Source organism: Kribbella sp. HUAS MG21 (assembly GCF_040254265.1).
GTDB lineage: Bacteria > Actinomycetota > Actinomycetes > Propionibacteriales > Kribbellaceae > Kribbella.
Genome location: NZ_CP158165.1, coordinates 7,267,450 through 7,290,368 on the forward strand (window position 1 = coordinate 7,267,450; position 22,919 = coordinate 7,290,368).

General features: G+C 70.9%; 26 protein-coding genes and 2 pseudogenes. 17 read left to right on the plus strand and 11 right to left on the minus strand.

Annotation, left to right across the window (positions count from 1 at the left end; all coding sequences use genetic code 11):
* Positions 1 to 17: 17 nt before the first annotated feature.
* Complete coding sequence (locus ABN611_RS35110; RefSeq protein WP_350276599.1) at positions 18 to 989, minus strand: heme o synthase; 972 nt, start codon at positions 987 to 989, stop codon at positions 18 to 20.
* 345 nt (positions 990 to 1,334) lie between these two features.
* Between ABN611_RS35110 and tkt the strand changes: the two genes are divergently transcribed.
* The 8 genes from tkt to ABN611_RS35150 are packed head-to-tail and all read left to right on the plus strand — an operon-like array spanning position 1,335 to position 10,992.
* On the plus strand, positions 1,335 to 3,434 hold the full coding sequence (gene tkt, locus ABN611_RS35115; RefSeq protein ID WP_350281725.1) for a transketolase: 2,100 nt from the start codon (positions 1,335 to 1,337) through the stop codon (positions 3,432 to 3,434).
* A 41-nt stretch (positions 3,435 to 3,475) separates the two neighbouring features.
* Positions 3,476 to 4,585 carry a transaldolase gene (tal, locus tag ABN611_RS35120; protein ID WP_350276600.1) on the plus strand — a complete coding sequence of 370 codons (1,110 nt, stop codon included), beginning with the start codon at positions 3,476 to 3,478 and terminating at the stop codon, positions 4,583 to 4,585.
* On the plus strand, positions 4,582 to 6,165 hold the full coding sequence (locus ABN611_RS35125) for a glucose-6-phosphate isomerase (protein ID WP_350276601.1): 1,584 nt from the start codon (positions 4,582 to 4,584) through the stop codon (positions 6,163 to 6,165). The genes tal and ABN611_RS35125 overlap by 4 nt, the downstream gene beginning before the upstream one ends.
* 35 nt (positions 6,166 to 6,200) lie before the next feature.
* The gene (gene zwf / locus ABN611_RS35130; protein WP_350276602.1) at positions 6,201 to 7,751 is read left to right on the plus strand and encodes a glucose-6-phosphate dehydrogenase; all 1,551 of its coding nucleotides are present in this window, start codon (positions 6,201 to 6,203) and stop codon (positions 7,749 to 7,751) included.
* On the plus strand, positions 7,748 to 8,884 hold the full coding sequence (locus ABN611_RS35135; RefSeq protein ID WP_350276603.1) for a glucose-6-phosphate dehydrogenase assembly protein OpcA: 1,137 nt from the start codon (positions 7,748 to 7,750) through the stop codon (positions 8,882 to 8,884). The genes zwf and ABN611_RS35135 overlap by 4 nt, the downstream gene beginning before the upstream one ends.
* Positions 8,881 to 9,591 (plus strand): 6-phosphogluconolactonase, encoded by a 711-nt coding sequence (gene pgl / locus ABN611_RS35140; protein ID WP_350276604.1) that lies wholly within the window; start codon positions 8,881 to 8,883, stop codon positions 9,589 to 9,591. Before ABN611_RS35135 ends, pgl begins: the two co-directional genes overlap by 4 nt.
* 50 nt (positions 9,592 to 9,641) lie before the next feature.
* Positions 9,642 to 10,460 (plus strand): isocitrate lyase/phosphoenolpyruvate mutase family protein, encoded by an 819-nt coding sequence (locus ABN611_RS35145; RefSeq protein WP_350276605.1) that lies wholly within the window; start codon positions 9,642 to 9,644, stop codon positions 10,458 to 10,460.
* Positions 10,450 to 10,992, plus strand: coding sequence for a hypothetical protein (locus ABN611_RS35150; protein ID WP_350276606.1), 543 nt, complete (start codon positions 10,450 to 10,452; stop codon positions 10,990 to 10,992). The genes ABN611_RS35145 and ABN611_RS35150 overlap by 11 nt, the downstream gene beginning before the upstream one ends.
* Here ABN611_RS35150 and ABN611_RS35155 read toward each other — a convergent pair.
* Positions 10,930 to 11,571: an NAD(P)-binding domain-containing protein gene (locus tag ABN611_RS35155; RefSeq protein ID WP_350276607.1), complete on the minus strand. Its 642-nt coding sequence runs from the start codon at positions 11,569 to 11,571 to the stop codon at positions 10,930 to 10,932. The genes ABN611_RS35150 and ABN611_RS35155 overlap by 63 nt on opposite strands.
* Positions 11,572 to 11,636: 65 nt before the next feature.
* On the opposite strand from ABN611_RS35155, the gene ABN611_RS35160 reads away from it, so the two are divergent.
* Genes ABN611_RS35160 through def form a run of 3 tightly spaced genes read left to right on the plus strand, consistent with a single transcriptional unit; the run spans position 11,637 to position 13,487 of the window.
* On the plus strand, positions 11,637 to 11,975 hold the full coding sequence (locus ABN611_RS35160; protein WP_350276608.1) for a helix-turn-helix domain-containing protein: 339 nt from the start codon (positions 11,637 to 11,639) through the stop codon (positions 11,973 to 11,975).
* A gap of 42 nt (positions 11,976 to 12,017) precedes the next feature.
* On the plus strand, positions 12,018 to 12,833 hold the full coding sequence (locus ABN611_RS35165; RefSeq protein ID WP_350276609.1) for an LLM class F420-dependent oxidoreductase: 816 nt from the start codon (positions 12,018 to 12,020) through the stop codon (positions 12,831 to 12,833).
* A gap of 54 nt (positions 12,834 to 12,887) precedes the next feature.
* A complete protein-coding gene (def, locus tag ABN611_RS35170) occupies positions 12,888 to 13,487 on the plus strand; it encodes a peptide deformylase (RefSeq protein WP_350276610.1) in 600 nt (199 codons plus the stop codon).
* A 110-nt stretch (positions 13,488 to 13,597) separates the two neighbouring features.
* Here def and ABN611_RS35175 read toward each other — a convergent pair whose 3' ends face one another.
* Genes ABN611_RS35175 through cobT form a run of 4 tightly spaced genes read right to left on the minus strand, consistent with a single transcriptional unit; the run spans position 13,598 to position 17,276 of the window.
* On the minus strand, positions 13,598 to 14,152 hold the full coding sequence (locus tag ABN611_RS35175; protein WP_350276611.1) for an AAA family ATPase: 555 nt from the start codon (positions 14,150 to 14,152) through the stop codon (positions 13,598 to 13,600).
* 51 nt (positions 14,153 to 14,203) lie between these two features.
* A complete protein-coding gene (locus ABN611_RS35180; protein WP_350276612.1) occupies positions 14,204 to 15,010 on the minus strand; it encodes an RNA methyltransferase in 807 nt (268 codons plus the stop codon).
* Positions 15,007 to 16,245: a uroporphyrinogen-III C-methyltransferase gene (gene cobA / locus ABN611_RS35185; protein ID WP_350276613.1), complete on the minus strand. Its 1,239-nt coding sequence runs from the start codon at positions 16,243 to 16,245 to the stop codon at positions 15,007 to 15,009. Before cobA ends, ABN611_RS35180 begins: the two co-directional genes overlap by 4 nt.
* Positions 16,242 to 17,276 carry a nicotinate-nucleotide--dimethylbenzimidazole phosphoribosyltransferase gene (gene cobT, locus ABN611_RS35190; RefSeq protein ID WP_350276614.1) on the minus strand — a complete coding sequence of 345 codons (1,035 nt, stop codon included), beginning with the start codon at positions 17,274 to 17,276 and terminating at the stop codon, positions 16,242 to 16,244. The genes cobA and cobT overlap by 4 nt, the downstream gene beginning before the upstream one ends.
* A gap of 155 nt (positions 17,277 to 17,431) precedes the next feature.
* Between cobT and ABN611_RS35195 the strand changes: the two genes are divergently transcribed.
* A complete protein-coding gene (locus tag ABN611_RS35195; RefSeq protein ID WP_350276615.1) occupies positions 17,432 to 17,962 on the plus strand; it encodes a YbhB/YbcL family Raf kinase inhibitor-like protein in 531 nt (176 codons plus the stop codon).
* Positions 17,963 to 18,006: 44 nt separating this feature from the next.
* Here the strand turns inward: ABN611_RS35195 and ABN611_RS35200 are convergent, their stop codons facing one another.
* Both ABN611_RS35200 and ABN611_RS35205 read right to left on the minus strand, forming a co-directional pair.
* Positions 18,007 to 18,396, minus strand: coding sequence for a hypothetical protein (locus tag ABN611_RS35200; protein ID WP_350276616.1), 390 nt, complete (start codon positions 18,394 to 18,396; stop codon positions 18,007 to 18,009).
* A gap of 360 nt (positions 18,397 to 18,756) precedes the next feature.
* Positions 18,757 to 19,140, minus strand: coding sequence for a YchJ family metal-binding protein (locus ABN611_RS35205; RefSeq protein ID WP_350276617.1), 384 nt, complete (start codon positions 19,138 to 19,140; stop codon positions 18,757 to 18,759).
* 27 nt (positions 19,141 to 19,167) lie between these two features.
* On the opposite strand from ABN611_RS35205, the gene ABN611_RS35210 reads away from it, so the two are divergent.
* Positions 19,168 to 20,040, plus strand: a complete 873-nt coding sequence (locus tag ABN611_RS35210; RefSeq protein WP_350276618.1) for a nucleotidyltransferase domain-containing protein — start codon at positions 19,168 to 19,170, stop codon at positions 20,038 to 20,040.
* Here ABN611_RS35210 and ABN611_RS35215 read toward each other — a convergent pair.
* Entirely contained in the window at positions 20,029 to 20,982 is a 954-nt protein-coding gene (locus ABN611_RS35215; RefSeq protein WP_350276619.1) for a crosslink repair DNA glycosylase YcaQ family protein, read from the minus strand. The genes ABN611_RS35210 and ABN611_RS35215 overlap by 12 nt on opposite strands.
* A gap of 49 nt (positions 20,983 to 21,031) precedes the next feature.
* Positions 21,032 to 21,298, minus strand: coding sequence for a hypothetical protein (locus ABN611_RS35220; RefSeq protein ID WP_350276620.1), 267 nt, complete (start codon positions 21,296 to 21,298; stop codon positions 21,032 to 21,034).
* Positions 21,299 to 21,358: 60 nt separating this feature from the next.
* On the opposite strand from ABN611_RS35220, the gene ABN611_RS35225 reads away from it, so the two are divergent.
* The gene (locus ABN611_RS35225; RefSeq protein WP_350276621.1) at positions 21,359 to 21,484 is read left to right on the plus strand and encodes a hypothetical protein; all 126 of its coding nucleotides are present in this window, start codon (positions 21,359 to 21,361) and stop codon (positions 21,482 to 21,484) included.
* A 247-nt stretch (positions 21,485 to 21,731) separates the two neighbouring features.
* Here ABN611_RS35225 and ABN611_RS35230 read toward each other — a convergent pair whose 3' ends face one another.
* On the minus strand, positions 21,732 to 22,235 hold the full coding sequence (locus tag ABN611_RS35230; RefSeq protein ID WP_350276622.1) for a winged helix-turn-helix domain-containing protein: 504 nt from the start codon (positions 22,233 to 22,235) through the stop codon (positions 21,732 to 21,734).
* Between the two features lie 59 nt (positions 22,236 to 22,294).
* Between ABN611_RS35230 and ABN611_RS35235 the strand changes: the two are divergent.
* From ABN611_RS35235 to ABN611_RS35245, 3 genes and pseudogenes are all read left to right on the plus strand, one after another.
* Positions 22,295 to 22,609 (plus strand): annotated as a pseudogene (locus ABN611_RS35235) (peptide deformylase); the annotation flags it as partial.
* A 91-nt stretch (positions 22,610 to 22,700) separates the two neighbouring features.
* Positions 22,701 to 22,769: pseudogene (locus ABN611_RS35240) on the plus strand (hypothetical protein); the annotation flags it as partial.
* 18 nt (positions 22,770 to 22,787) lie between these two features.
* Positions 22,788 to 22,916, plus strand: coding sequence for a hypothetical protein (locus ABN611_RS35245; RefSeq protein WP_350281762.1), 129 nt, complete (start codon positions 22,788 to 22,790; stop codon positions 22,914 to 22,916).
* Positions 22,917 to 22,919 lie beyond the last annotated feature (3 nt).

Genomic DNA, 22,919 nt, shown 5'->3' on the forward strand with positions numbered 1-22,919 from the left:
TAACTCCCGGGTGATGCTCAGCGCAGCAGCGGATCGATGGCGGCGGCAATGAACAGCAGCGCCAGGTAGATGTTCGAGAAGTGGAAGAGCCGCATCGGCCGCAGGGCCGCGCCGTCCGCGCCGGTGTGGGCCCGGAGCAACAACCGGCGGGCTTCGCGGAGGAACACGAAACCGAGCACGACCGCGGCCAGCGGGTACACGAACCCGGTGCCGGCGATCGGCCAGAGCGCGAGCGAGGTGAGCACCATGACCACGGAGTACGCCATGATCTGCCGCGCGGTGGCGACCGGCGTGGCGACCACGGGCAGCATCGGTACGTCGACGGACGCGTAGTCCTCGCGGTACCGCATGGCGAGCGACCAGGTGTGCGGCGGGGTCCAGAAGAACACCACCAGGAACAGCACGACCGGGGTCCAGGCCAGCTCGCCGGTGACGGCGGTCCAGCCGATCAGGGTCGGGAAGCAGCCGGCGATCCCGCCCCAGACGATGTTCTGCACGGTCCGGCGCTTGAGCACCATCGTGTAGCCGAAGACGTAGAACAGGTTCGCCGCCAGCGCGAGGCCGGAGGACAGCCAGTTCACGAAGAAGCCGAGCTCGAGGGTGGCCAGCACGCCGAGGACGACGCCGAAGATCGTCGCCGAGCGCGGGCTGACCGCGTGCCGCGGCAGCGGCCGGCGCCGGGTGCGGCGCATCTGCTCGTCGATGTCGCGGTCGAGGACGCAGTTGATCGTGTTCGCGCTGCCGGAGGCGAGGATGCCGCCGATCAGGGTGGCGACCACCACCTCCAGGCCGGGCACACCGCCGGCCGCCAGGAACATCACCGGCACGGTGGTGATCAGCAGCAGCTCGATGATGCGCGGCTTGGTCAGACCGACGTACGCCTTCACCACGTCGCGCACCGACGGACTCACCACAGCAGTAGCGTCCGGCAGCGGCGTCGGGTACGACGTCGTCGCGGCGGGACGCGGGTCGACGGCCGTCACGAACACCTCGAACAGAGTGGGTTGACGCCGGAGCTCCGGCGCTGACGATTCAGCAGTCTACGACGCCCCGTAGGAGGGTTCTCGCACCCCCCTCTCATGCCCCCTGTCACACCCGCCCCGGTGCCCCTTGTCATACCAGGTGCAGGGCGGGGAACAGCGGGGGTCGACGAACGGTTGACAAACAGGTGAGCGGTGCGCGGCGGACCGGATCGCCCACAGTAGGCTCGTCCTGAGCAGACACCTGAGAGCACCATCGAGAGGAGCGCCGGCGGCGTGACGGAGAAGACCAGCCCCAAGCTTGAATGGACCGAGCTCGACCAGCGCGCGGTCGACACCGTACGGGTGCTCGCGATGGACGCCGTCGAGAAGGTCGGGAACGGACACCCCGGTACGGCGATGAGCCTGGCGCCGGCGGCGTACCTGCTGTTCCAGAAGGTGATGCGGCACAACCCGGCGGACCCGCACTGGGCCGGCCGCGACCGGTTCGTGCTGTCCGCGGGCCACTCCAGCCTGACGCTCTACATCCAGCTGTACCTGGCCGGCTTCGGCCTCGAGCTGGACGACCTGAAGGCGCTGCGGACCTGGGGCAGCAAGACCCCGGGCCACCCGGAGTACCAGCACACCCCCGGTGTCGAGACCACCACCGGCCCGCTCGGCCAGGGCGTCGGCAACGCGGTCGGGATGGCGATGGCGGCCCGCCGCGAGCGCGGCCTGCTGGACCCGGACGCGCCGAAGGGCGAGAGCCTGTTCGACCACCAGGTCTACGTGATCGCCTCCGACGGTGACATCGAGGAGGGCGTCGCCTCCGAGGCCTCCTCGCTGGCCGGCACCCAGAAGCTCGGCAACCTCACCGTCATCTACGACGCGAACAAGATCTCGATCGAGGACGACACCGACATCGCGCTGTCCGAGGACGTCGCCGCCCGCTACGCGGCGTACGGCTGGCACGTCCAGGACGTCGACTGGACGCTGGGCGGCACCGGGTACGAGGAGGACGTCCAGGCGCTGTACGACGCGCTCGAGGCGGCCCGGGCGGTCACCGACAAGCCGAGCTTCATCCGGCTGCGCACGATCATCGGCTGGCCGGCCCCGAACAAGCAGAACACCGGCAAGATCCACGGCTCGGCGCTCGGCGCCGACGAGGTCGCCGCCACCAAGAAGGTGCTCGGCTGGGACCCGGAGCAGACCTTCCAGGTCGCCGACGAGGTGCTCGCGCACACCCGCGAGGCGCTCGACCGGGGCAAGGCGCTGGAGGCCGAGTGGGGCGCGAAGTACGACGAGTGGAAGGCCGCGCACCCGGACCGCGCCGAGCTGCTCGACCGGCTCTCGAAGCGCGAGCTGCCGGGCGGCTGGAAGGACGCGCTGCCGAGCTGGGAGGCCGACGCCAAGGGCGTCGCGACCCGCTCCGCGTCCGGTGAGGTGCTGACCAAGCTGGCGCCGGAGCTGCCCGAGCTGTGGGGCGGTTCGGCCGACCTCGCCGGCTCGAACAACACCACCCCGAAGGGCCAGCCGTCGTTCATCCCGGCGGAGTACTCGACCAAGGAGTTCTCCGGCGACGAGTACGGCCGGGTCCTGCACTTCGGCATCCGCGAGCACGGGATGGGCGCGGTCCTCAACGGCATCGCCCTGCACGGCCTGACCCGGCCGTACGGCGGGACGTTCCTGGTCTTCTCCGACTACATGCGCCCGTCGGTCCGGCTCGCCGCGCTGATGCAGCTGCCGGTGACTTACGTCTGGACGCACGACTCGATCGGTCTCGGCGAGGACGGCCCGACGCACCAGCCGATCGAGCACCTGTCGGCGCTGCGGGCGATCCCGGGCCTGGACGTCGTCCGGCCCGGTGACGCGAACGAGACGGCCGCCGCGTGGGCCGCCATCCTGGAGCACACCGACCGCCCGGCCGGCCTCGCGCTCACCCGGCAGAACGTGCCGGTCTTCCCGCGCGGCACCGACGGCTTCGCCACCACGGAGAACGTGCACAAGGGCGGGTACGTGCTGCTCGACACGGAAGGCACCCCGGACGTGGTGCTGATCGGCACCGGCTCCGAGCTGCAGATCGCCGTCGAGGCCCGCAAGGTGCTGGCCGACGAGGGCGTCAAGGCCCGGGTCGTGTCGATGGTCTCCCGCGAGTGGTTCGACGAGCAGGACGACGCGTACCGCGAGTCGGTCATCCCGGCGGACGTCCGCGCGCGGGTCTCGGTCGAGGCCGGGATCGCGCAGAGCTGGCACGACATCGTCGGCGACTCCGGCCGCAGCGTGAGCCTGGAGCACTACGGCGCCTCGGCGGCGTACCAGACGCTGTACGACGAGTTCGGCATCACCACCGAGGCCGTGGTGCAGGCCGCGAAGGACAGCATCGCCGCGGCCGCGCAGGTCAGCGGGCCCGGTGTGCCGCCGCGCCGTGCCGCCGCCGGCCCGGTCGGACCGGCCGACACGAGCGAAGCCAACTGAAGACCTCACAACAGAACATTCCGGAAGAAGGCATCGGAACCATGAACGATCGCTTGAAAGCACTCGCGGACGCGGGTGTCTCCATCTGGCTCGACGACCTGTCCCGCGAGCGGCTCACCAGCGGCAGCCTGCGGACCCTGATCGAGGACAAGCACGTGGTCGGCGTGACCACGAACCCGACGATCTTCGCCAAGGCCATCTCGGACGCCGACGCGTACGCCGGGAAGGTCGAGCGGCTGGCCGCGGAGGGCGTCTCGGTCGACGAGGCGATCCGGGTGATCACCACCGACGACGTCCGCGACGCCGCCGACCTGTTCAAGCCGACGTACGACGACACCGCGGGCCAGGACGGCCGGGTGTCGATCGAGGTCGAGCCGACGCTGGCGCACGACACCGCCAAGACCGTCGAGCAGGCCAAGCAGCTGTGGGACGTCGTCGGCCGCGAGAACGTGTTCGTGAAGATCCCGGCCACCAAGGCCGGGCTGCCGGCGATCACCCAGACGCTCGCCGCCGGGATCAGCGTGAACGTGACGCTGATCTTCTCCCTGGAGCGCTACAAGGCGGTCGCGGACGCGTTCCTGTCCGGCCTCGAGCAGGCCGTCGAGAACGGCGTCGACGTGACCAAGATGGCCAGCGTCGCCTCGTTCTTCGTCAGCCGGGTGGACACCGAGATCGACAAGCGGCTCGAGGCGATCGGCACCGACGAGGCGAAGGCCCTCAAGGGCAAGGCCGCGATCGCCAACGCGCGGCTCGCCTTCGAGGCCTACGAGGAGATCTTCGCCTCCGACCGCTGGCGCGAGCTGGACACCGTCGGCGCCAAGCCGCAGCGTCCGCTGTGGGCGTCGACCGGCACCAAGGACCCGTCGTACTCCCCCACCCTGTACGTCGACAACCTGGTCACCCGCGGCGTCGTGAACACGATGCCCGAGGCAACCATCAAGGCGGTCGAGGAGCACAGCGAGATCACCGGTGACACGGTCCGCGGCGACTACGCCGCCGACCGGAAGGTGATCGACGACCTCGAGCGGCTCGGCATCTCGTACGACGAGGTCGTGCAGCTGCTCGAGGACGAGGGCGTCTCGAAGTTCGACGCCTCCTGGTCGGAGCTGCAGGACACCGTCGCGGCGGCCCTGAAGGCGGCGGCCAAGTGAGCGTTCCGAAGGTCAGCACGCAGAACGGCGACTGGTCCGAGGTCGTCGACCGGCTGGTCGCCGAGAAGATCGCCTCCCGGATCGCCGCGAAGGACGCGACGATCTGGGGCCCGGAGGCCGAGTCCGAGGCCTCGATCCGGCTCGGCTGGGTCGACCTGCACGAGACCTCGCGGCCGCTGCTGGCCGAGATCGAGGCCCTGCAGGCGGACCTGCGGTCCGAGGGCCTGGACCGGATCGTGCTGTCCGGCATGGGCGGCTCGTCGCTGGCGCCGGAGGTCATCACCCGGACCGCGGGCGTCGAGCTCTTCGTCCTGGACTCGACCGACCCCAGTGTCGTACAGCGGGCGCTGGACGGGGACCTGTCGAAGACCGTGATCGTGGTCTCCAGCAAGTCCGGCGGGACGGTCGAGACCGACAGCCACCGGCGGACGTTCGCGAAGGCGTTCGCCGACGCGGGCATCGACGCGGCCTCGCGGATCGTCGTCGTGACCGACCCGGGTTCGCCGTTCGAGAAGCTGTCGGCGGACGAGGGCTACCGCAAGACCTTCCTCGCCGACCCGAACGTCGGCGGCCGGTACAGCGCGCTGACCGCGTTCGGCCTGGTGCCGTCCGGTCTGGCCGGCGCCGACATCGCCGAACTGCTCGACCAGGCCGCCGAGGCGGCTCCGGTACTGCAGGCCGACTCCACCGACAACCCGGCTCTGTGGCTGGGCGCGGTGCTCGCGGCGAGCGCTGGTCGCGACAAGGCGATCATCGCGGCCGACGGCTCGGACATCGTCGGGTTCCCCGACTGGGCCGAGCAGCTGATCGCGGAGAGCACCGGCAAGAACGGCACCGGCGTCCTTCCGGTCGCCGTCGAGGTGGGCGCGCCCGAGCTGCAGAGTGATGCCGCCGACCTGACCAACGCGTTGCTCGCCGACAAGGCGACGAGCGGAGTGCCGACGGCGCTGACCTCGGGCTCGCTCGGTGGTCAGTTCCTGCTCTGGGAGATGGCGACGGCCGTCGCGGGCTATCTGCTCGGCATCAACCCGTTCGACCAGCCGGACGTGGAGAGCGCGAAGGCCGCCGCGCGTGGCCTGCTCGACGCGCAGCCCGAGCCGGAGGCGCCGGCGTTCACGGACGGCGCGGTCGAGGTGCGCGGTTCCGAGGAACTGCTCGGCGGCGCCGACACGCTCCGGCGTGCGGTCACGACGCTGTTGGATCAGCTCGGCGAGAACGGGTACCTGGCTGTCATGGCCTACCTGGACTCCGAGCGCGACGCCGACCTGGCCTCGCTGCGGACGGCGCTCGCGAAGCAGACGGGCCGGCCGGTGACGTTCGGCTGGGGCCCGCGGTTCCTGCACTCCACCGGGCAGTACCACAAGGGCGGGCACCCGGAGGGCGTGTTCCTGCAGATCACCGCGACGCCGACGGCCGACGTCGAGATCCCCGACCGGCCGTTCACGTTCGGCGGGCTGATCGCGGCCCAGGCAGCCGGTGACGCGACCGTGCTCGCGGAGCGCGGCCGTCCGGTGCTGCGACTGCACCTGACCGGCCCGACGAGCGGCGTACAGCAACTCCTGTCCCTGTTCGGCAACTGACCGTTCCACAATTCGATCTCGGAGGAACGCGGCTCATGACCGCTGAGCTCGACGAAGAGCCGACGGGTCCGGTGAACCCGCTGCGCGATCCCCAGGACCGGCGGCTGCCGAGGATCGCCGGGCCGTGCAGCCTGGTGATCTTCGGCGTCACCGGCGACCTGGCGCGCAAGAAGCTGATGCCCGCGGTCTACGACCTGGCGAACCGGGGGCTGCTGCCCCCGGGCTTCGCCCTGGTCGGGTTCGCCCGGCGCGACTACAGCAACCAGGACTTCGCCCAGATCGTGCACGACTCGGTGAAGGAGCACGCCCGGACGCCGTTCCGCGAGGAGGTCTGGCAGCAGCTGGCCGAAGGCTTCCGGTTCGTGCCCGGCGACCTGACCGACGACGAGGCGTTCAAGCGCCTCCGGGAGACCGTCGACGAGCTCGACGTCTCGCGCGGCACCGGCGGCAACCACGCGTTCTACCTGTCGATCCCGCCGGGGCTGTTCCCGGAGGTCGTCCGGCAGCTGTCCGAGCACGGGCTGACCGACGAGGTCCCGGGCACGTGGCGGCGGGTGGTGATCGAGAAGCCGTTCGGTCACGACCTGAAGAGCGCGCGGCAGCTCAACCAGGTGGTCGAGTCCGTGTTCCCGCCGGAGGCGGTCTTCCGGATCGACCACTACCTCGGCAAGGAGACGGTCCAGAACATCCTCGCGCTGCGGTTCGCGAACGCGATGTTCGAGCCGATCTGGAACAGCAACTACGTCGACCACGTGCAGATCACGATGGCCGAGGACATCGGCATCGGCGGCCGCGCCGGGTACTACGACGGCATCGGCGCCGCCCGCGACGTGATCCAGAACCACCTGCTCCAGCTGCTCGCGCTGGTCGCGATGGAGGAGCCGGTCAGCTTCGACGCCTGGTCGTTGCGCCAGGAGAAGAAGAAGGTGCTGAACGCCGTCCAGCTGCCGGAGCGCCTGGACCTGCACACGGCCCGCGGACAGTACGCGGCCGGCTGGGCCGGTGGCGTCAAGGTGAAGGGGTACCTGCAGGAGGACGGTATCCCGCAGGACTCGGCCACCGAGACCTTCGCCGCGCTGCGGGTCGACGTCGACACCCGGCGCTGGGCCGGCGTCCCGTTCTACCTGCGCACCGGCAAGCGGCTCGGCCGCCGGGTCACCGAGGTCGCGGTGATGTTCAAGCGCGCGCCGCATCTGCCGTTCAACAAGACCGAAACCGAGGAACTCGGCCAGAACGCGCTGGTTCTGCGGATCCAGCCCGACGAGGGCATCACGGTCCGGTTCGGCGCCAAGGTCCCCGGTACGTCGATGGAGATCCGCGACGTGAACATGGACTTCGCGTACGGCGGCTCGTTCACGGAGTCCTCCCCCGAGGCGTACGAGCGGCTGATCCTCGACGTCCTGCTCGGTGACCCGCCGCTGTTCCCGCAGCACACCGAGGTCGAGCTGGGCTGGAAGATCCTCGACCCGGTCCTCGACTACTGGTCCCGGCACGGCAAGCCGGAGCAGTACGCGTCCGGCGACTGGGGCCCGGACTCGGCGCACGAGATGCTCGCCCGCGACGGACGTGCCTGGAGGCGGCCATGATCATCGACCTGACCGACACCACGTCGAGCGCGATCGCCTCGGCGCTGCTGAAGGCCCGGCGGAACGCGGGCTCGCCGGCGATGGGCATGGTGGGCACGATCGTGGTGGTCGTCGACGAGGCGTCCCACCACGACGCGATGAAGGCCGCGAACGAGGCCGGCCGCGAGCACCCGTCCCGGGTCCTGGTCGCGATCCTGCGGCCGGGCCGCGGCGCGTCCGGGCTCGACGCCGAGGTCCGCGTCGGCGAGGGCATCCCGGGCGAGGCGGTGCTGCTGCGGCTGCACGGCGAGCTGGCGAAGGTGCCGGAGTCCGTGATCACGCCGCTGCTGCTGCCTGACTCCCCCGTGATCGTGTGGTGGCCGGGCGGCGGGCCGCGGGTTCCCGCGGAGGACCCGCTGGGCAGGCTCGCGCGGCGCCGGGTGACCGACGCGGCCGCCACCCGCCGGGCGTCGGTGGACTACGGCGCGCGGGCCGAAGGGTACGCGCCGGGCGACACCGACTTCGCGTGGACGCGGCTGACGCCGTGGCGCGCGCTGATGGCCGCCGCCCTGGACCAGTACCCGACGAAGGTGACCGGTGCCGAGGTGAGCGCCGCCCGCGGCAACCCGAGCGCCGACCTGATGTCCGCGTGGCTGCAGTCCCGGCTGAAGGTGCCGGTCGAGCAGAAGAACTCGCGTGGTCCGGGCGTGACGGCCGTCCGGCTGTTCACGCCGTCGGGGCCGATCGCGTTGACGCGGCCGGACGGTGCGGTGGCGACGTTCAGTGTGCCGGGCCAGCCGGATCGGCCGGTGGCGCTGAAACGGCGTACGACGTCCGAGCTGTTGAGCGAGGAGCTGCGGCGGCTCGACCCGGACGACGTGTACGCGCAGACGCTGGCGACGATGGTCGAGCGCGACAACCTGCCGGCGGACGCGAAGAAGGTCGGCGAGACCGCGCGGAAGTCCACCGCGGCTAAGGTGACCGCGGCGGGCAAGAAGGTCGCGGCCGCTGCCGTGGAGACCTCCGCGCCGAAGAGTGCTGCCCCGAAGAAGGCCGCGAAGGCTCCCGCCAAGAAGGCTGCGGCGAAGAAGACTGCCGCGCAGAAGACCGCGGCCAAGAAGGTTGCCGGGAGCAAGAAGGCGGCGCGGCGATGAGGCAGCCCGAACTGCTGATCCAGGCCGATGCCGAGGATCTCGCGTACGCCGTCGCGTCCCGGTTCATCACCCGCGTCGTCGATGCGCAGAGCACCGGCGGCGTCGCGCACGTCGTACTGACCGGGGGCCGGGTGGCCGCCGTCGTGTACCGGGCCGTCGCGGAGTCGCCGGCCCGGGTGGAGATCGACTGGCGACGGGTCGAGTTCTGGTGGGGTGACGAGCGCTTCCTGCCCGACGGCGACCCGGACCGCAACGAGACCCAGGCGCGGGACGCGTTGCTGTCGCACGTCGACGTCGATCCGGCACGGGTGCACCCGATGCCTGCCGACACCGGCCAGGGCGCCGAGGCGGCGGCAGCGACGTACGCGGCCGAGCTGGCCGGCGTACCGAAGTTCGACGTACTGATGCTCGGTGTCGGTCCGGACGGGCATGTGGCCTCGTTGTTCCCTGGCTATCCGCAGCTCGAGGTCACCGATGTCGACGCCGTCGCCGTCCACGACTCGCCCAAGCCGCCGCCGACCCGGGTTTCGCTGACGTTTCCGCGGCTGGCCCGGGCGCGGGAGGTCTGGTTCGTGGTGTCCGGTGAGGACAAGGCGGACGCGGTCGCCCAGGCGCTCGGCGGCGGCGACATACCGGCCGCCCGGCCGAAGGGCGAGGACCGGACGCTGTGGCTGATCGACCAGGCCGCCGCGTCGAAGCTGGCCTGACACTGAGAGTTCGGCCGGCGCCGAACTGACCGGGTGACAGACTCGGGGGTATGACGACGTTCCGTGAGTTGCATGCCGGCCGGTTCGTGATGCCGAACGCGTGGGACGCCGGGAGTGCAGTGCTGCTGGTGGCGGCCGGGTTCCCGGCGATCGCCACCACCAGCGCCGGCATCGCGTTCTCGATGGCGAAGGGCGATCACACCCTGCCGGACGGCGCGCCGGCGGTGTCGCGGGAGGCGATGTTCGAGCGCGTCCGCGAGATCACGGCGGCGAGCGCCGTACCGGTGAACGGTGACCTCGAGGACGGGTACGGCGCCGAGCCGGCGCGGGTGGCCGACACGATCAGGCTGGCCCAGGAGGCGGGACTCGCCGGCGGGAACATCGAGGACTACGACGGCCGGGAGCTGTACGACGTCGAGCTCGCGGTCGAGCGGATCGTCGCGGCCCGGGAAGCGGCCGGGCCCGACTTCGTGCTGACGGCGCGGACCGACGGGCAGCTGCTCCGGACGCCGACGTCGCTGGCGGACTCGATCGAGCGCGCCAACCGGTTCCGCGCGGCCGGGGCGGACTGCCTGTACGTGCCCGGGGTGAACGACCTGGACGCGATCCGCAGGCTCGCGACCGAGATCGACGGGCCGCTGAACGTGGTGATCGGCCTCGGTACGTCGACGCTCACCGTCGCGGACCTGCACGCGGCCGGCGTCACCCGGATCAGCCTCGGTGGCAGCATCGCGCGAGCCGCCCTCGGCTTCGTCCGCCGCAGCGCCGAGGAACTGGCGACCAAGGGCACGATCACCTTCGCCGCCGACCAGATCCCACAGGCTGACTTGAACGCCCTGTTCGCGCGATCATCCAAGGGTGAGCGCTGACGCGGCACTTCCGCAGGTCGCGCGAGTCCACGGGGTCGTCGGATTCGCCACCTGCGCGTGCCTGATCGTCTTCTACGCCGTTGGCGACCCGTTCGGCCTGATCAACGACGTCGGCAACGCTCTGCTGGGCCTCCTCAGCCTCGCGCTCGCCTGGCTCGTCTCCGGGCGACACATCCTCGTCGGCGTCGCGGCGGTCGGCGCGGCGCTGACCGTGGTGGGGACGGTCCTGGTCGTGTCCGGCATCACCGGGTTCTTCCTCGCCGGGCTGTGGTCCAGCCTCGGGTTCGCTCTGATCGGCCTCTGGTTGCTGGGTGCCGGCCGGTCCCCTGCGCGTCCCTCAGGGCTGGTGGCCGGCGGGGTGATGCTGCTCGGCCTGCTCGGCGTACCGGGGATCCTGATGGGGCTCGACGACATGGACAACGCCCCAGTGTGGGCGTTCGTCGCCGGCGTCAGCTGGGCCGGCACCTACCTACTGTTCCCGGCGTGGAGCCTCCGGCTGGCCCGGCGGCACGGTGCCGAACGCGTCGGCTAGCGCCGGGAACATCGCGCGGACGTCTCCCCCGCGCACCCAGATCCCGATCGCCAGCGCAGCCGTTGCCTCCAGCAACTTCGCGCGCGGCAGGCCGCCGGCGGGTACCGGGACGCAGCCCAGGTCCCGCACCAGTTCGGCAACCACCTCGATCGCGTCGTCGTCGCCGCAGATCGGCACCCCGAGGTCCGCGGGCGGGTTCCGCCACACCGCGTCGGCCGCCAGGTTGAACGCCTTCACGACCCGCACCGCGGGCACCGCGCGGCTGATCGTCTCGGCCGTCGCGGACCGCGCCAACGTGAAATCCCTGTGGTCCAAGGCGTTCGTGCAGTCGATCAGCGTCTTGTGGGCAGGCACCAGCCGCGCGATCTCCACCGCGACCTCGCCCGGTACGGCGAGCAGCACCACGTCGCCGTACGACGCCGCCTCCGCCAGCGATCCAGCCGTACCGCCGACGCGCTTCGCGACCGCCGCGGCCCGCTCCGGATCGCGTCCGCCGATCATCACCTCGTGCCCTGCCGCGACCCAGTGGGTCGTCAGTGCCTCGGCCATCATTCCGTTGCCCAATGTCCCGATTCGCATGCCGTCGACGCTAGAGAATCCGATGCGCACCTTTTGGTGCCTATCGGCCGACGCACAATGGACAGGTGAGATTCGTCGCCGACTGCCAGGCCCGCGTGGCCGCCGACCTGCTCAGCGGGCGCTGGCCGATGGTCGTCCTGCTGGCACTCGCCGGAGGTCCCGCGCGGCCCGGTGAGCTGCGCCGGCAGATCGGCGGGATCAGCCAGAAGGTCCTCACCGAGACGCTGCGCCGGCTCGAACACAACGGCCTGGTCGAGCGGCACCGGTACGCCGAGGCGCCGCCGCGCGTCGAGTACTCGCTGACCATCGCCGGCACGGACCTGATGGTGCCGATCCGCGCCCTCGGCGAGTGGGCGGAGGTCTACGCCGACCGGCTCCCGGCCGGTGCGCCGCTCGAGGGCTGACCTATCCGGAGGGTCCTCCGAAAAGCGGGATAGGATCGCGGTATGACAGCTTCCGAATCCACCGACCGTCCGTACGGCGCCTTCCCGGCACGGATCGGTCTGCAGGTCCAGCCCCAGCACGCCCAGTACGCCGACATCCGGCGGACCGTCGCCGCGGCCGAGGAGATCGGTGTCGACGTCATCTTCAACTGGGACCACTTCTACCCGCTCAGCGGTGAGCCCGAGGGCCTGCACTTCGAGTGCTGGACCATGCTGGCCGCCTGGGCCGAGGCGACCGAGCGGGTCGAGTTCGGCGCCCTGGTCACCTGCAACTCCTACCGCAACCCCGACCTGCTCGCCGACATGGCGCGGACGGTCGACCACATCAGCGACGGCCGGCTGATCTTCGGCATCGGCTCCGGCTGGTTCGAGAAGGACTACGACGAGTACGGCTACGAGTTCGGTACGGCGGGCGGCCGGCTGGACGCCCTGGGCGAGGCGCTGCCGCGGATCGAGCAGCGCTGGACCAAGCTCAACCCGCGGCCGACCCGGGACATCCCGGTGCTGATCGGCGGCGGCGGCGAGAAGAAGACGCTCAAGCTGGTCGCCAAGCACGCGAACATCTGGCACGGCTTCGGCGACGCGGAGACGCTCGCCCACAAGCACGCCGTCCTCGACGAGCACTGCCGGACGATCGGCCGCGACCCGGGCGAGATCGAGCGCTCCGCCGGTGTCGGCGACAAGTCGCCGGAGGACATCGGCAAGTCGCTGCTCGACGTCGGCACCCGGCTGTTCACGGTGTCGTCGTCCGGTCCCGACTACGACCTGGGCCTGCTCCGCGAGTGGGTGTCCTGGCGCGACGAGGTCAACGCCAAGTAACTCCCGGCCGGGTGGTCGCTGTCCGCGGCCACCCGGCTGACTAAACTCTCCGGCATGTCTACGTTGCCTGGGAACGGTTCGGTGCGGCCCATCACCCGCTGGGGTGAGGACGTCATGCACCGGGTCAATCAGCCGGTCACCGACTTCGGGGACGAGCTGCAGACGCTGGTCGCCGACATGGTCGCGACGATGAACGCGGCCGAGGGCGTCGGGCTGGCGGCGAACCAGGTCGGCGTGGACCTGCAGCTGTTCGTGTTCGACTGCCCGGACAAGGACGGCAACCGGGTGCAGGGCGTGGTGTGCAACCCGAAGCTGGAGCTTCCGGAGGGCAAGGACCGCAACCTCGACGAGGGCGACGAGGGCTGCCTGTCGCTGCCTGGTGCGTTCACCAAGTGCGCCCGCCCTGACTTCGCCAGGGTGACCGGCGTCGACCAGCACAACCAGCCGGTCAGCTTCGAGGGCACCGGGCTGCTGGCTCGTTGCCTGCAGCACGAGACCGACCACACCCAGGGCACGGTCTTCGGCGACCGGCTGTCCCGCAAGTACCGCAAGCGGCTGTTCGCCGAGGCGGAGGAGTTCGCGCCGGACTACCCGTCCGACTGGCCGGTCTCCCCCATGGTCGACCACGACCACGAGGACACCCCCGCCACCTGACCGCCGACACCTCGGCGGGCGGGCATCTGGGCGGGAGCGCGGACACCTCGGCGGGAGCGCGGACATCTGGTCAGCTGTCCGCCGTCCCCGGCGGGTGTCCGAGGTTGCGGCTACCAGCGGGCCTTGGGGAGGTTGGCGATGATTTCTTCGGCCGTTTGCTGCGGCGTCTGGCCGGTGGTGTCCAGCCACAGGCCGCGGCGTGGGATCTCGTCGAGGCTCGCCTGGAGCGCGCGGACGGCGGTCTCGAGGGAGCCGTCCGCGGCTTGCCAGTCGCGGTACGAGTTCGCGCCGCCGCGCCCGAGCTCGCGCTCGACGATCGACTCCACCGTCGGGACCAGGACGACGAGGTACGTCTCGACGTCGCGCAGCCGCGCGAACCAGCGCTCGACGTGCTCGCCGAGGACGATGTCGCTGCACACGAAGTCGAACCCGTTGTCCGCGTAGTGCTGCGCGACCAGCGCGCTGGCGTCGTACCGCAGTTCCAGCTGCCGCACCGCCTCCGCCGACGGGTCCGGCGTCATGTCCTCGGCGCCGGCGACCACGCCGCGATAGAACACGTCCCCGTCGAGCGTCGCCGCCGGCGGGCCCAGCCGCGCGGCCACCAACGGCGCCACCGTCGACTTGCCGGCCGCCTGCATCCCCGTCACCAGCACTACCTTCGTCATGCGGCGATGCTACGGAGGTTCGGCGTACGGGTCACCGCAATATGTCTCAGGTCAGGGGCGCGTGGCGTAGAAGGCGACTGCTGCTGAGGAAGCGACGTTGAGGGAGTCGACGCCGCCGGCCATCGGGATGCGGACGGTGAGGTCGGACTGGCGGAGGACGTTCGGCTTGAGGCCGTGGCCTTCGGTGCCGAAGATCAGCGCGAGCTTGGCGTCCTTGCGGTCGGCGAGTTCGTCGAGGGTGATCGAGTCGTCGGTGAGGGCCATCGCGGCGGCGACGTACCCGTGCTCCTGCAGGCGGTGCAGGTCGCCCGGCCAGCTCTGCAGCCGGGTCCACGGGACCTGGAAGACGGTGCCCATCGAGACCTTGATCGAGCGCCGGTACAGCGGGTCCGCACAGGTCGGCGTCACCAGCACGAGCCCGACGCCGAGCGCGGCCGCGGCCCGGAAGCCGGCGCCGACGTTGGTGTGGTCAACGATGTCGTCGAAGATCGCGATCCGCCGTACGTCGTCGGTCAGCAGGTCCGGGAGGGGTACGGCGGCGCGGCGCTTGTACGACGCCAGCGCGCCGCGGTGCACGTGGAAACCGGTGACCTGCTCGGCGAGCTCCTCCGAGACGACGTACACGGGCTTGTCCGGCCACTGCGCCAGCACGTCCCGCAACGAGTCCAGCCAGCGCGGCGCCAGCAGGAACGACCGCGGCTCGAACCCGGCCTCCGCCGCCCGCCGGATGACCTTGTCCCCCTCGGCGATGAACAGCCCGTGCTCCTCCTCGAGCAACCGCCGCAGACTGACCTCCCGCAACCGCACATAATCAGCCAGCCGCTCGTCCGCGGCATCCTCGACCGGAACCAGCGTCACGCCGTCCCCGCCTTGGGATCCCGCTCGGCTGCTACCTGGGCGGCGACTTCCACTACGTTGCCGATGACAACGATTGCCGGGGCGCCGACGCCCTCGTCCGTCATCGCCTGTGCGATGCCTGCCAGGTCCGACGTCACCATCCGCTGGCCGGGCAGCGTTCCGTCGGCGATGGCTGCTGCGGGGGTGTCCGCCGGACGGCCGGCTTCGATGAGCCGGGAGGCAATGGCCGGCAGGTTCTCGACCGCCATCAGCAGGACCAGCGTCCCGCGGAGCTGCGCCAGCGCGTCCCAGTTCACCAGCGAGTCCGGATGCGACGGCGGGATGTGCCCCGACACCACCGTGAACTCGTGCGTCACCCCGCGATGCGTGACCGGGATCCCCGACACCGCCGGCACCGAGATCGAGCTCGTGATCCCCGGCACCACCGTCCACGGCACCCCGGCCGCGGCACACGCCAGCGCCTCCTCGAACCCGCGCCCGAAGACGTACGGATCCCCGCCCTTCAACCGTACGACGACCTTCCCCTCGCGCCCGCGTTCGACAAGGATCCGGTTGATCTCCTCCTGCTGCGCCGCCCGCCCGCGCGGCAGCTTCGCGGCGTCGTACAGCTCGACGTCCGGCGCCAGTTCGTCCAGCAACTGCTGCGGCGCGAGCCGGTCGGCCACCACCACGTCGGCCTCGGTCAGCAACCGCCGCCCGCGTACCGTGATCAGGTCCGGATCCCCCGGTCCCCCGCCGACCAGGTACACCCCCGGCCGCCGGTCCACGTCCCGCGCCGCCAACTCCCCGGTCCGCAACCCCTCGAGGATCGCATCCCGTACGGCGGCCGACCGGCGGTGATCGCCCCCGCCCAGCACGCCGACGGTCACGTTGTCGTGCTGCCCGGACGCCGGCGTCCACGCGGTCGCCCGGGACCGGTCGTCGGACCGTACGCAGAAGATCCGCCGCTCCTCGGCCTCCGCCGACACCTGATCGTTGACCGCGGCATCGTCCGTCGCGACCACGACGTACCAGGCCTCGTCGAGGTCGCCGGCCTGGTACCCGCGCTCGACCCAGGTCAGCGACGGATTACCGAGCAGTCCTTCGATCGTCGGTGTGATCGACGGCGAGATCAGGTCGATCCGCGCACCGGACTCGAGCAGCCGCGGCAACCGCCGCTGCGCAACGCCGCCACCGCCGACGACGACCACGCGCCGTCCTTCGAGGACGAGACCGGACAGGTACTGGTTCGTCACGAGCTGATCCCCGCGTCCTCGAAGGTCGCCATCTCGTTGAGCGCGCGGGCCGCGCAGGTCAGGATCGGGTACGCGAGGACCGCGCCGGTCCCCTCACCGAGCCGCAGGTCCAGGTCGACGAGTGGCTGCAGGCCGAGCTGCTTCAGCGCGACCGCGTGCCCCGGCTCGGCCGACCGGTGACCGGCGACGCAGTAGTCGATGACGGCCGGGTGGAACGCCTGCGCGACGAGCGCGGCCGCGCCGGCGATCACGCCGTCCAGGATCACCGGGACCTTGTTGGCGGCGGCGCCGAGGATGTACCCGGCGAGCGCGGCGTGCTCCAGTCCGCCGTACGCCTGAAGTGCCTTGAGCGGCTCCGTCGCCGGTACGTCGTGCAGCGCGAGAGCTGCTCGTACGACGCTCGTCTTGTGCGCGAGCGCCGCGTCGTCGATGCCGGTGCCGCGACCCGTCACGTCCTCGGCGGTCGCGCCGGTGAAGGTCGCGATCAGAGCGGCGGAGGCTGTCGTGTTCGCGATGCCCATGTCGCCGGTGAGGAGGCAGCGGTACCCCTCCTGGACCAGCCGGTCCGCGAGGTCGAACCCGACCGCGATCGCCGTACGGGCCTCGTCCTCGGTGAGCGCGTCGCTCTGGGACAGGTCGCGGGTGCCGGCGCGGACCTTCGCGTGCACGATGTCGAGCTGTTCGACCGGGGTCGCGACGCCGACGTCGACCACACGGACGTCGACCCCGTTGTTGGCCGCGAAGGCGTTCACCGCGGCGCCGCCGGCGGCGAAGTTCGCCAGCATGGCGGCGGTCACTTCCTGCGGCCACGGGGAGACGTTCTGCGCATGGACTCCGTGATCCGCGGCGAACACCGCGACGACCGCGGGCGCCGGAATCGCGGGCGCTCCGGTCATGCCGGCGACCTTGACGGACAGTTCCTCCAGGACGCCGAGCGACCCCGCCGGTTTGGTCAACCGCGCGTGCCGCTCCGCGGCCGCCCGCATCGCCGCCTGATCGGCGGGAGCGATCCGCTCCAGGTACTCGTCCACCAGGTCCTCCGTCCGTTCCCGCACACCGGCCCGTTACGTCGTACCGGCGTACCCGATCTTCGCATCCCCAGCCGGGTGCCCCGGGACGGACCGGCGGGATGTGGACAGTAGTGTCGGCATTACCACACGTTGCGAGATCCCTGGAGGCTTCACAGATGTCGCTCGATCGACCTGTCGCACCGGACCCGTACGAACTCCTCCCGAAGGCCGGCTCGTTCACCGTCACCAGTACCGATGTCGCCGACGGGGAGCCGCTGGCCGACGCGCACGCGTTCGCGGGCGGGAACACGTCGCCGCAGCTGAGCTGGTCCGGGTTCCCGGCGGAGACCAAGGCGTTCTTGGTGACCTGCTTCGACCCGGACGCGCCGATCGTGTCCGGGTTCTGGCACTGGGTGCTGGTGAACCTCCCGGTCACGGTCACCGAACTGCCCACCGGCGCCGGCACCACCGAGCGGCTCGACAACGGTGCGTTCCACGTCCGCAACGACTTCGGCACCAAGAACTTCGGCGGCGCCGCCCCACCCGCAGGCGACCAGGTGCACCGCTACTACTTCGTCGTCCACGCGATCGACGTCGAAGCCCTCGACGTAGACCCCGACGCCACCCCCGCCGTCGTCGGCTTCAACCTCGCCTTCCACACCCTCGCCCGCGCCATCATCACCCCGACCTACCAGATCGCCGAGTAACTACTCCCGGTGAGCCGGCCTCGCCCGAGGCCGGCTCCCCACCGCTATCTGGTTCGGCGAGCCTCCACCCGTGAGAAAGCACCGGCGGGGTAGACGAAGACCCGCTCAACGGTCGTGATCGGCTCCTTGGCACCGAGGATCGCCGTTCCCTTCGCGCCCGGATGCAGGGAGAAGTTGCTCGCGTTGGACAGCTCGATACCCCGGCTGTAGTTCGTGAGATCGGCGCCCTCCACCGCGAAGGCGTCGCGCCACCTGTCGACGTAGTCGCTGATGGACGTCGCCTCGATCTGCCGGCCGTCACGGGTGACCACGACGACCTCGTACATCGTGATGATGTCGTCGGATCGGTTCGTGACCTGCGCGATCAGGTACGTGATGGGCCGAGCCTTCGCGAGCCGCCGGTAGTCGCCGTACGGCTCCAACCGTGGGTCCATGATGTTCGCGGGTACCTGGATCGTGCCGACGGCACCTTGGTACGAGAAGGTGTACGTCCCCGGTCCTGTCAGACGCGCCGGCGACGCAGCGCGACTGGTTGGGCGAACAGACGGCGGGCTGACTGCCGAGCTGCTGGGGGCGACTGACACTGCCGGCGGCGGTGCGCCGCTCGGGGTCGCGGACGGCGCGTTGATGACACACCCCGCACTCACGACGGACATCCCTACCGTGGCCACAACTCTCGTCCGAAGCCCCGCGTGAACCATGATCTCCCCCTCGCGGCGACCACCCCCGCCACCGCACCGGCCCAGTATCACCCGGGTACGGCGAGACGTACACCCATCAGCCTCACTGCCCTGTCAGAGCGCCGCGACGTACACCCACTCGCCGGCTTCTCGGGTGAAGGTGCTGTTTTCGTGTTGGGCTCCGGGGCGGCCGTTGGTGGTGTAGTGGGCGCGGAACTCGACGGTGCCCTCGGAGTGGAAGGGGCTGCCGCCGGTGGTGTCGAGGATCTCCAGGCCGGTCCACTCGCGGTCGGGGAAGTGGAAGTCAAGTGCGGCCGGGCGCGTGGTCACCGACCAGGTCCGCCGCAGGTACGCCGCGTCGCGCATCACGAAGGCGGTGTACCGGGACCGCATCAACTGCTCCGCGGTGCTCGCGGTCGTCTTGCCCAGGTGGAGCGGCTGGCAGCAGGCGGCGTACGACGCACCCTGACCGCACGGACAACTGGAGGGAACTGGCATGAGCCGATTCTTGCCCATACTGCCGTGATGGACGCGACCCAGGCATCCCGCTGGCGCCGCGCGGCCGTGCAGCCGGTGCTCGACCGGTACGCCGCCGCGGAGGGCGTCGACGCGGTGATGCTCGGCGGTTCGACCGCCCGCGGGGACGCGGACCGCTGGTCGGACGTCGAGATCGGCGTGTTCTGGCGCCGTCTACCAACCACCGCCGAGCGTCTTGCCGTGCCGGAAGCGGTCGAAGTACAGCCGGGGACTGCCGCCACCGAGCCGGTGTACGACGAGCTGTACCTGGGCGCGCCCCGCCCGGACGGGTTGCTGGTGGAGGTCGCGCACCTGCGGACGCAGACGGTCGAGGCGATGCTGGACGACGTACTCGCCGGCAACCCCGACGGCCCCGGGATGACTCTGCTGAAAGGGCTGGTCGACGGCCGCGACGTGAGCGGACCGCACCCGGAGATCGTCACCGGGTGGCAGCAGCGCGTCGCGACGTACCCGCGCGAGCTGGCGCTGGCCGTCGTACGGCGGGACGGGAACATCGTGAAGTTCTGGCGCCTGCAGATGCTCGTCGAGCGCGACAACCCGTTCCTGCTCGCCCGCGAGTTCATGCGGATCACGAACCAGCTGCTGAACGTCCTGCACGCCCTCAACGGCCGGTACTGCGGTCACGTGACGGCCTTCAAGCGCCTCGACGCGCTCGAACGCGACCTACCTGTCGCTCCCGCGCGCCTGGCCGACCGGCTCCGCGCGGTCTTCGCCGAGCCGGCACCCGACGGCGCGCGAACTCTGCGCGAGCTCGTCGAGGAGACGTACGACCTGGTCGAACGTGAGCTGCCCGAGGTCGACGTCGACCTCCTGCGCGCCAACTTCCGCAGCGACCGCAGGCCTCTCGACTCACCGCACTGACAGCTGCGGCTCCGCCAGCGGCATGCGTGCCACCTCCGTCTGCAGGTCGTCGTACTGCTCCTGAGTGAGCTTGTCGGACAGCACGACGCTCACGCGGCCGCGCTTGCGGCCCCAGGCGCCCGCGATGCGGCCGTCCACGAGTACGCCGTTCGGGTGGAAGGTGTCGGCGACAGTCGTCAGCGGGCGCAGGCCCGGGGCGATGAAGCGGGCGTCGCGGTCGCGGCCGAACAGGCGTAGGTCCGACGCGACCAGCAACCGGACCCCGCGCGGTGCCTCCACCGTCGACAGGCGTTCCTCGTCCGCGCGGAGGATCCACGCCGGTACGCCGTCGAAGTCGACCTCAACCAGCTCGCCCGCCAGGCGCTGCCACACCGCGCGCGCATCGGCCGGCGACAACCCGGACCACCACGCGAACACCTTCGGCGTCGTCGGACCGAAGTACTGCACGTGCCGCCTGCACAATTCGAGCCGGGCGTCGTCCAGGTCGAGGTCGGGGCGTGGCACTTCGCGCGCGTACAACGAGGTCGTGTCCCAGCGCACCGCGATCCGCCCGCTCACGCACGCCTCCCGCAGCCCACGGATCCCGGCACCGCGCCGCTCCTCGCCGCTCAACTCGTCGCAGATCCGCTGCGCGAGCCCGTCGATCCGCCGTACGGCGTCCGGGGCCAACGGCAACCGTCCCAGCGTGAAGACACCGAGGTCCCGCGCCGGGAGCACGTACACCGCCGCGCGCGGACTGTACGTCTGGATGAACGACGGATGCGCCCAGTCGTCCGGCGCGCATCCGGCCATCCGCGCGTGCAGGCCCAGCAAGGCGTCGCGCGGCGCGGTGTCCTGCAACCCGGCGCACGCCGCCTGCTCGTACGCCCCGGCCGGCAGCCTGTCGGCGAGGTGATTGACGCGCAGCCGATAGGCGACAGCCTGCTCCCGCGTGACCTTCATGGGTTCGACCGTACGAGGCAACTACGCCATCCGATGGCCTATTTGTGGCTCACCGCAGCGTGAAGGCAAACACCAGATAACCCCCGACGCACAACGCCAGCCCGCTGAACATCGCACCGAAGACCGCGACCGCCTTCGCGCGCCGGTTCCCGATCAACCCGACGATAGAGAACACGAGCCCTGGCAGCGCGAACGGAAACGCGGCGTACTGCCGATACCCACTCATGTCCATCGGCAGAAACGGCGCCACAACCCCCGCAAGCCCGAACACCAAGGCCAACAACCCCCAGACCCCAGAATCCGCCCGCTCGGCCACCGCGCGAGGCCCAGCCGACGGCGCGGCGTCCTGCGCCGGCCGCGCATACTCCGGCCAAAGATGCTGCGGATACCCACCATCCCGCGGACCGGCTCCGGCGGCGTCTGGGCCCGGGACGGCTGGTTGTTGGCCGGGCCCGGCAGACTGCGGGCCCGGCACGGCAGCGTGTGGGCCGGAAGTAGCTAACTGCGGGCCGGGGGCGGCGGGCCGTGGGCCCGGTGCTGCTGGCAAGTGGGGGTTGGTGTCGGGGTGCTGGGGTGGGGTGGGGTGTGCGTTCCGCTCGGGCGGGTGGTGGGTCATGGGAGCTCCACTGCAGTGCGGATGCCGTCTTCTGCGCTGACGCGCCGGCTCCCGGGGCGGTTCCGCCGGGCCTACTCGTCTCCCGGGGCGGTTCCGCCGGCACTACTCGCCTCCCGGGGCGGTTCCGCCGGGGCTACTCGTCGTGGAGTGGGAAGGCGCGGATGACCACTGCGGTCGGCGTCGTGGTGCCGGGTGTCGGGTCGCCGGTGACGAAATCGCGTAGTACCTGGTGCAGGCGGGCGCGGAGTTCGGCGAGTTCGCCGTCCGCGAGGTGCACCACCTCGCTGAACGCGAAGTCCTCATCGTCGGAGGCCTGCCGCGTCGCCGCCCGCTCCGCTTTCGCCGTCAGCCAGCTCGCGTACGCCGTGTCCTCGAGCTCACGGTTCAGCGTCGCCTGCTCGACGCGCGCCCGCCGCCACGGCTTCACCCGGCCGACCGCACCCGGCACCGCCTCGACCACCCCGAGCGCCTCCAGCCGGCGCAGGTGGAACGAGCACGACCCCGTACTCTCCCCCAACTCCCGCGCCGCGATCGTCGAGGTCGTCGTACCGTCCCGGTCGATCAGCTCCAGCAGCGCCTGCCGCAGCGGATGCGCACGGACGACATCACGCCGGTTCGTACTCCGCTGCTCCGTCATACGCCGCATCCTAACCACATCCTTTGCAAAGCCTCGACTTTGCACACTATGATCTTTGCATGCCGACGTACATCCTGGGCCGCCCGACCCGCCGCCTGCCCGACGTGACGGACGAGGTACGACGAGGCACGCCGCGGCGGATCACGGAGTACGGCGAACCGATCCTGCACCGCCCGTGCCAGCCGGTGACCGAGTTCGGCGCCGACCGGTGGAGCGCGCTGATCGACGACATGTTCACCACGATGTGGATCGCCGAGGGCTGCGGCCTGGCGGCGAACCAGGTCGACGTCGACGCGCAACTGTTCGTCTACGACCTCACCGACGAACACGGCGACCGCCACGTCGGCCACGCCTTCAACCCCCGCATCGAGACGATGTCCGCGCTCTTCGGCACCCGAACCAGCACCGAAGGCTGCCTCTCCGTCCCCGGCGCCAACCCCCACTCCCCGCCCGACCCGCGCGACCCTGCACGCGTACGACGTCGAGGGCCGCCCGTTCACACTCGAGGCCGACGGCTACTTCGCCCGCTGCCTCATCCACGAGACCCAACATTTGGCCGGCACGGTGTACGTCGACCACCTACCGCCGACCACCCGAGACCAGACCCTCACCGAGTCCGCCGCCACCCGCGACTCAGTCCTCACCCGCCGGCTCACCCGCCAACAACTGCTCGACAAGTAGCGC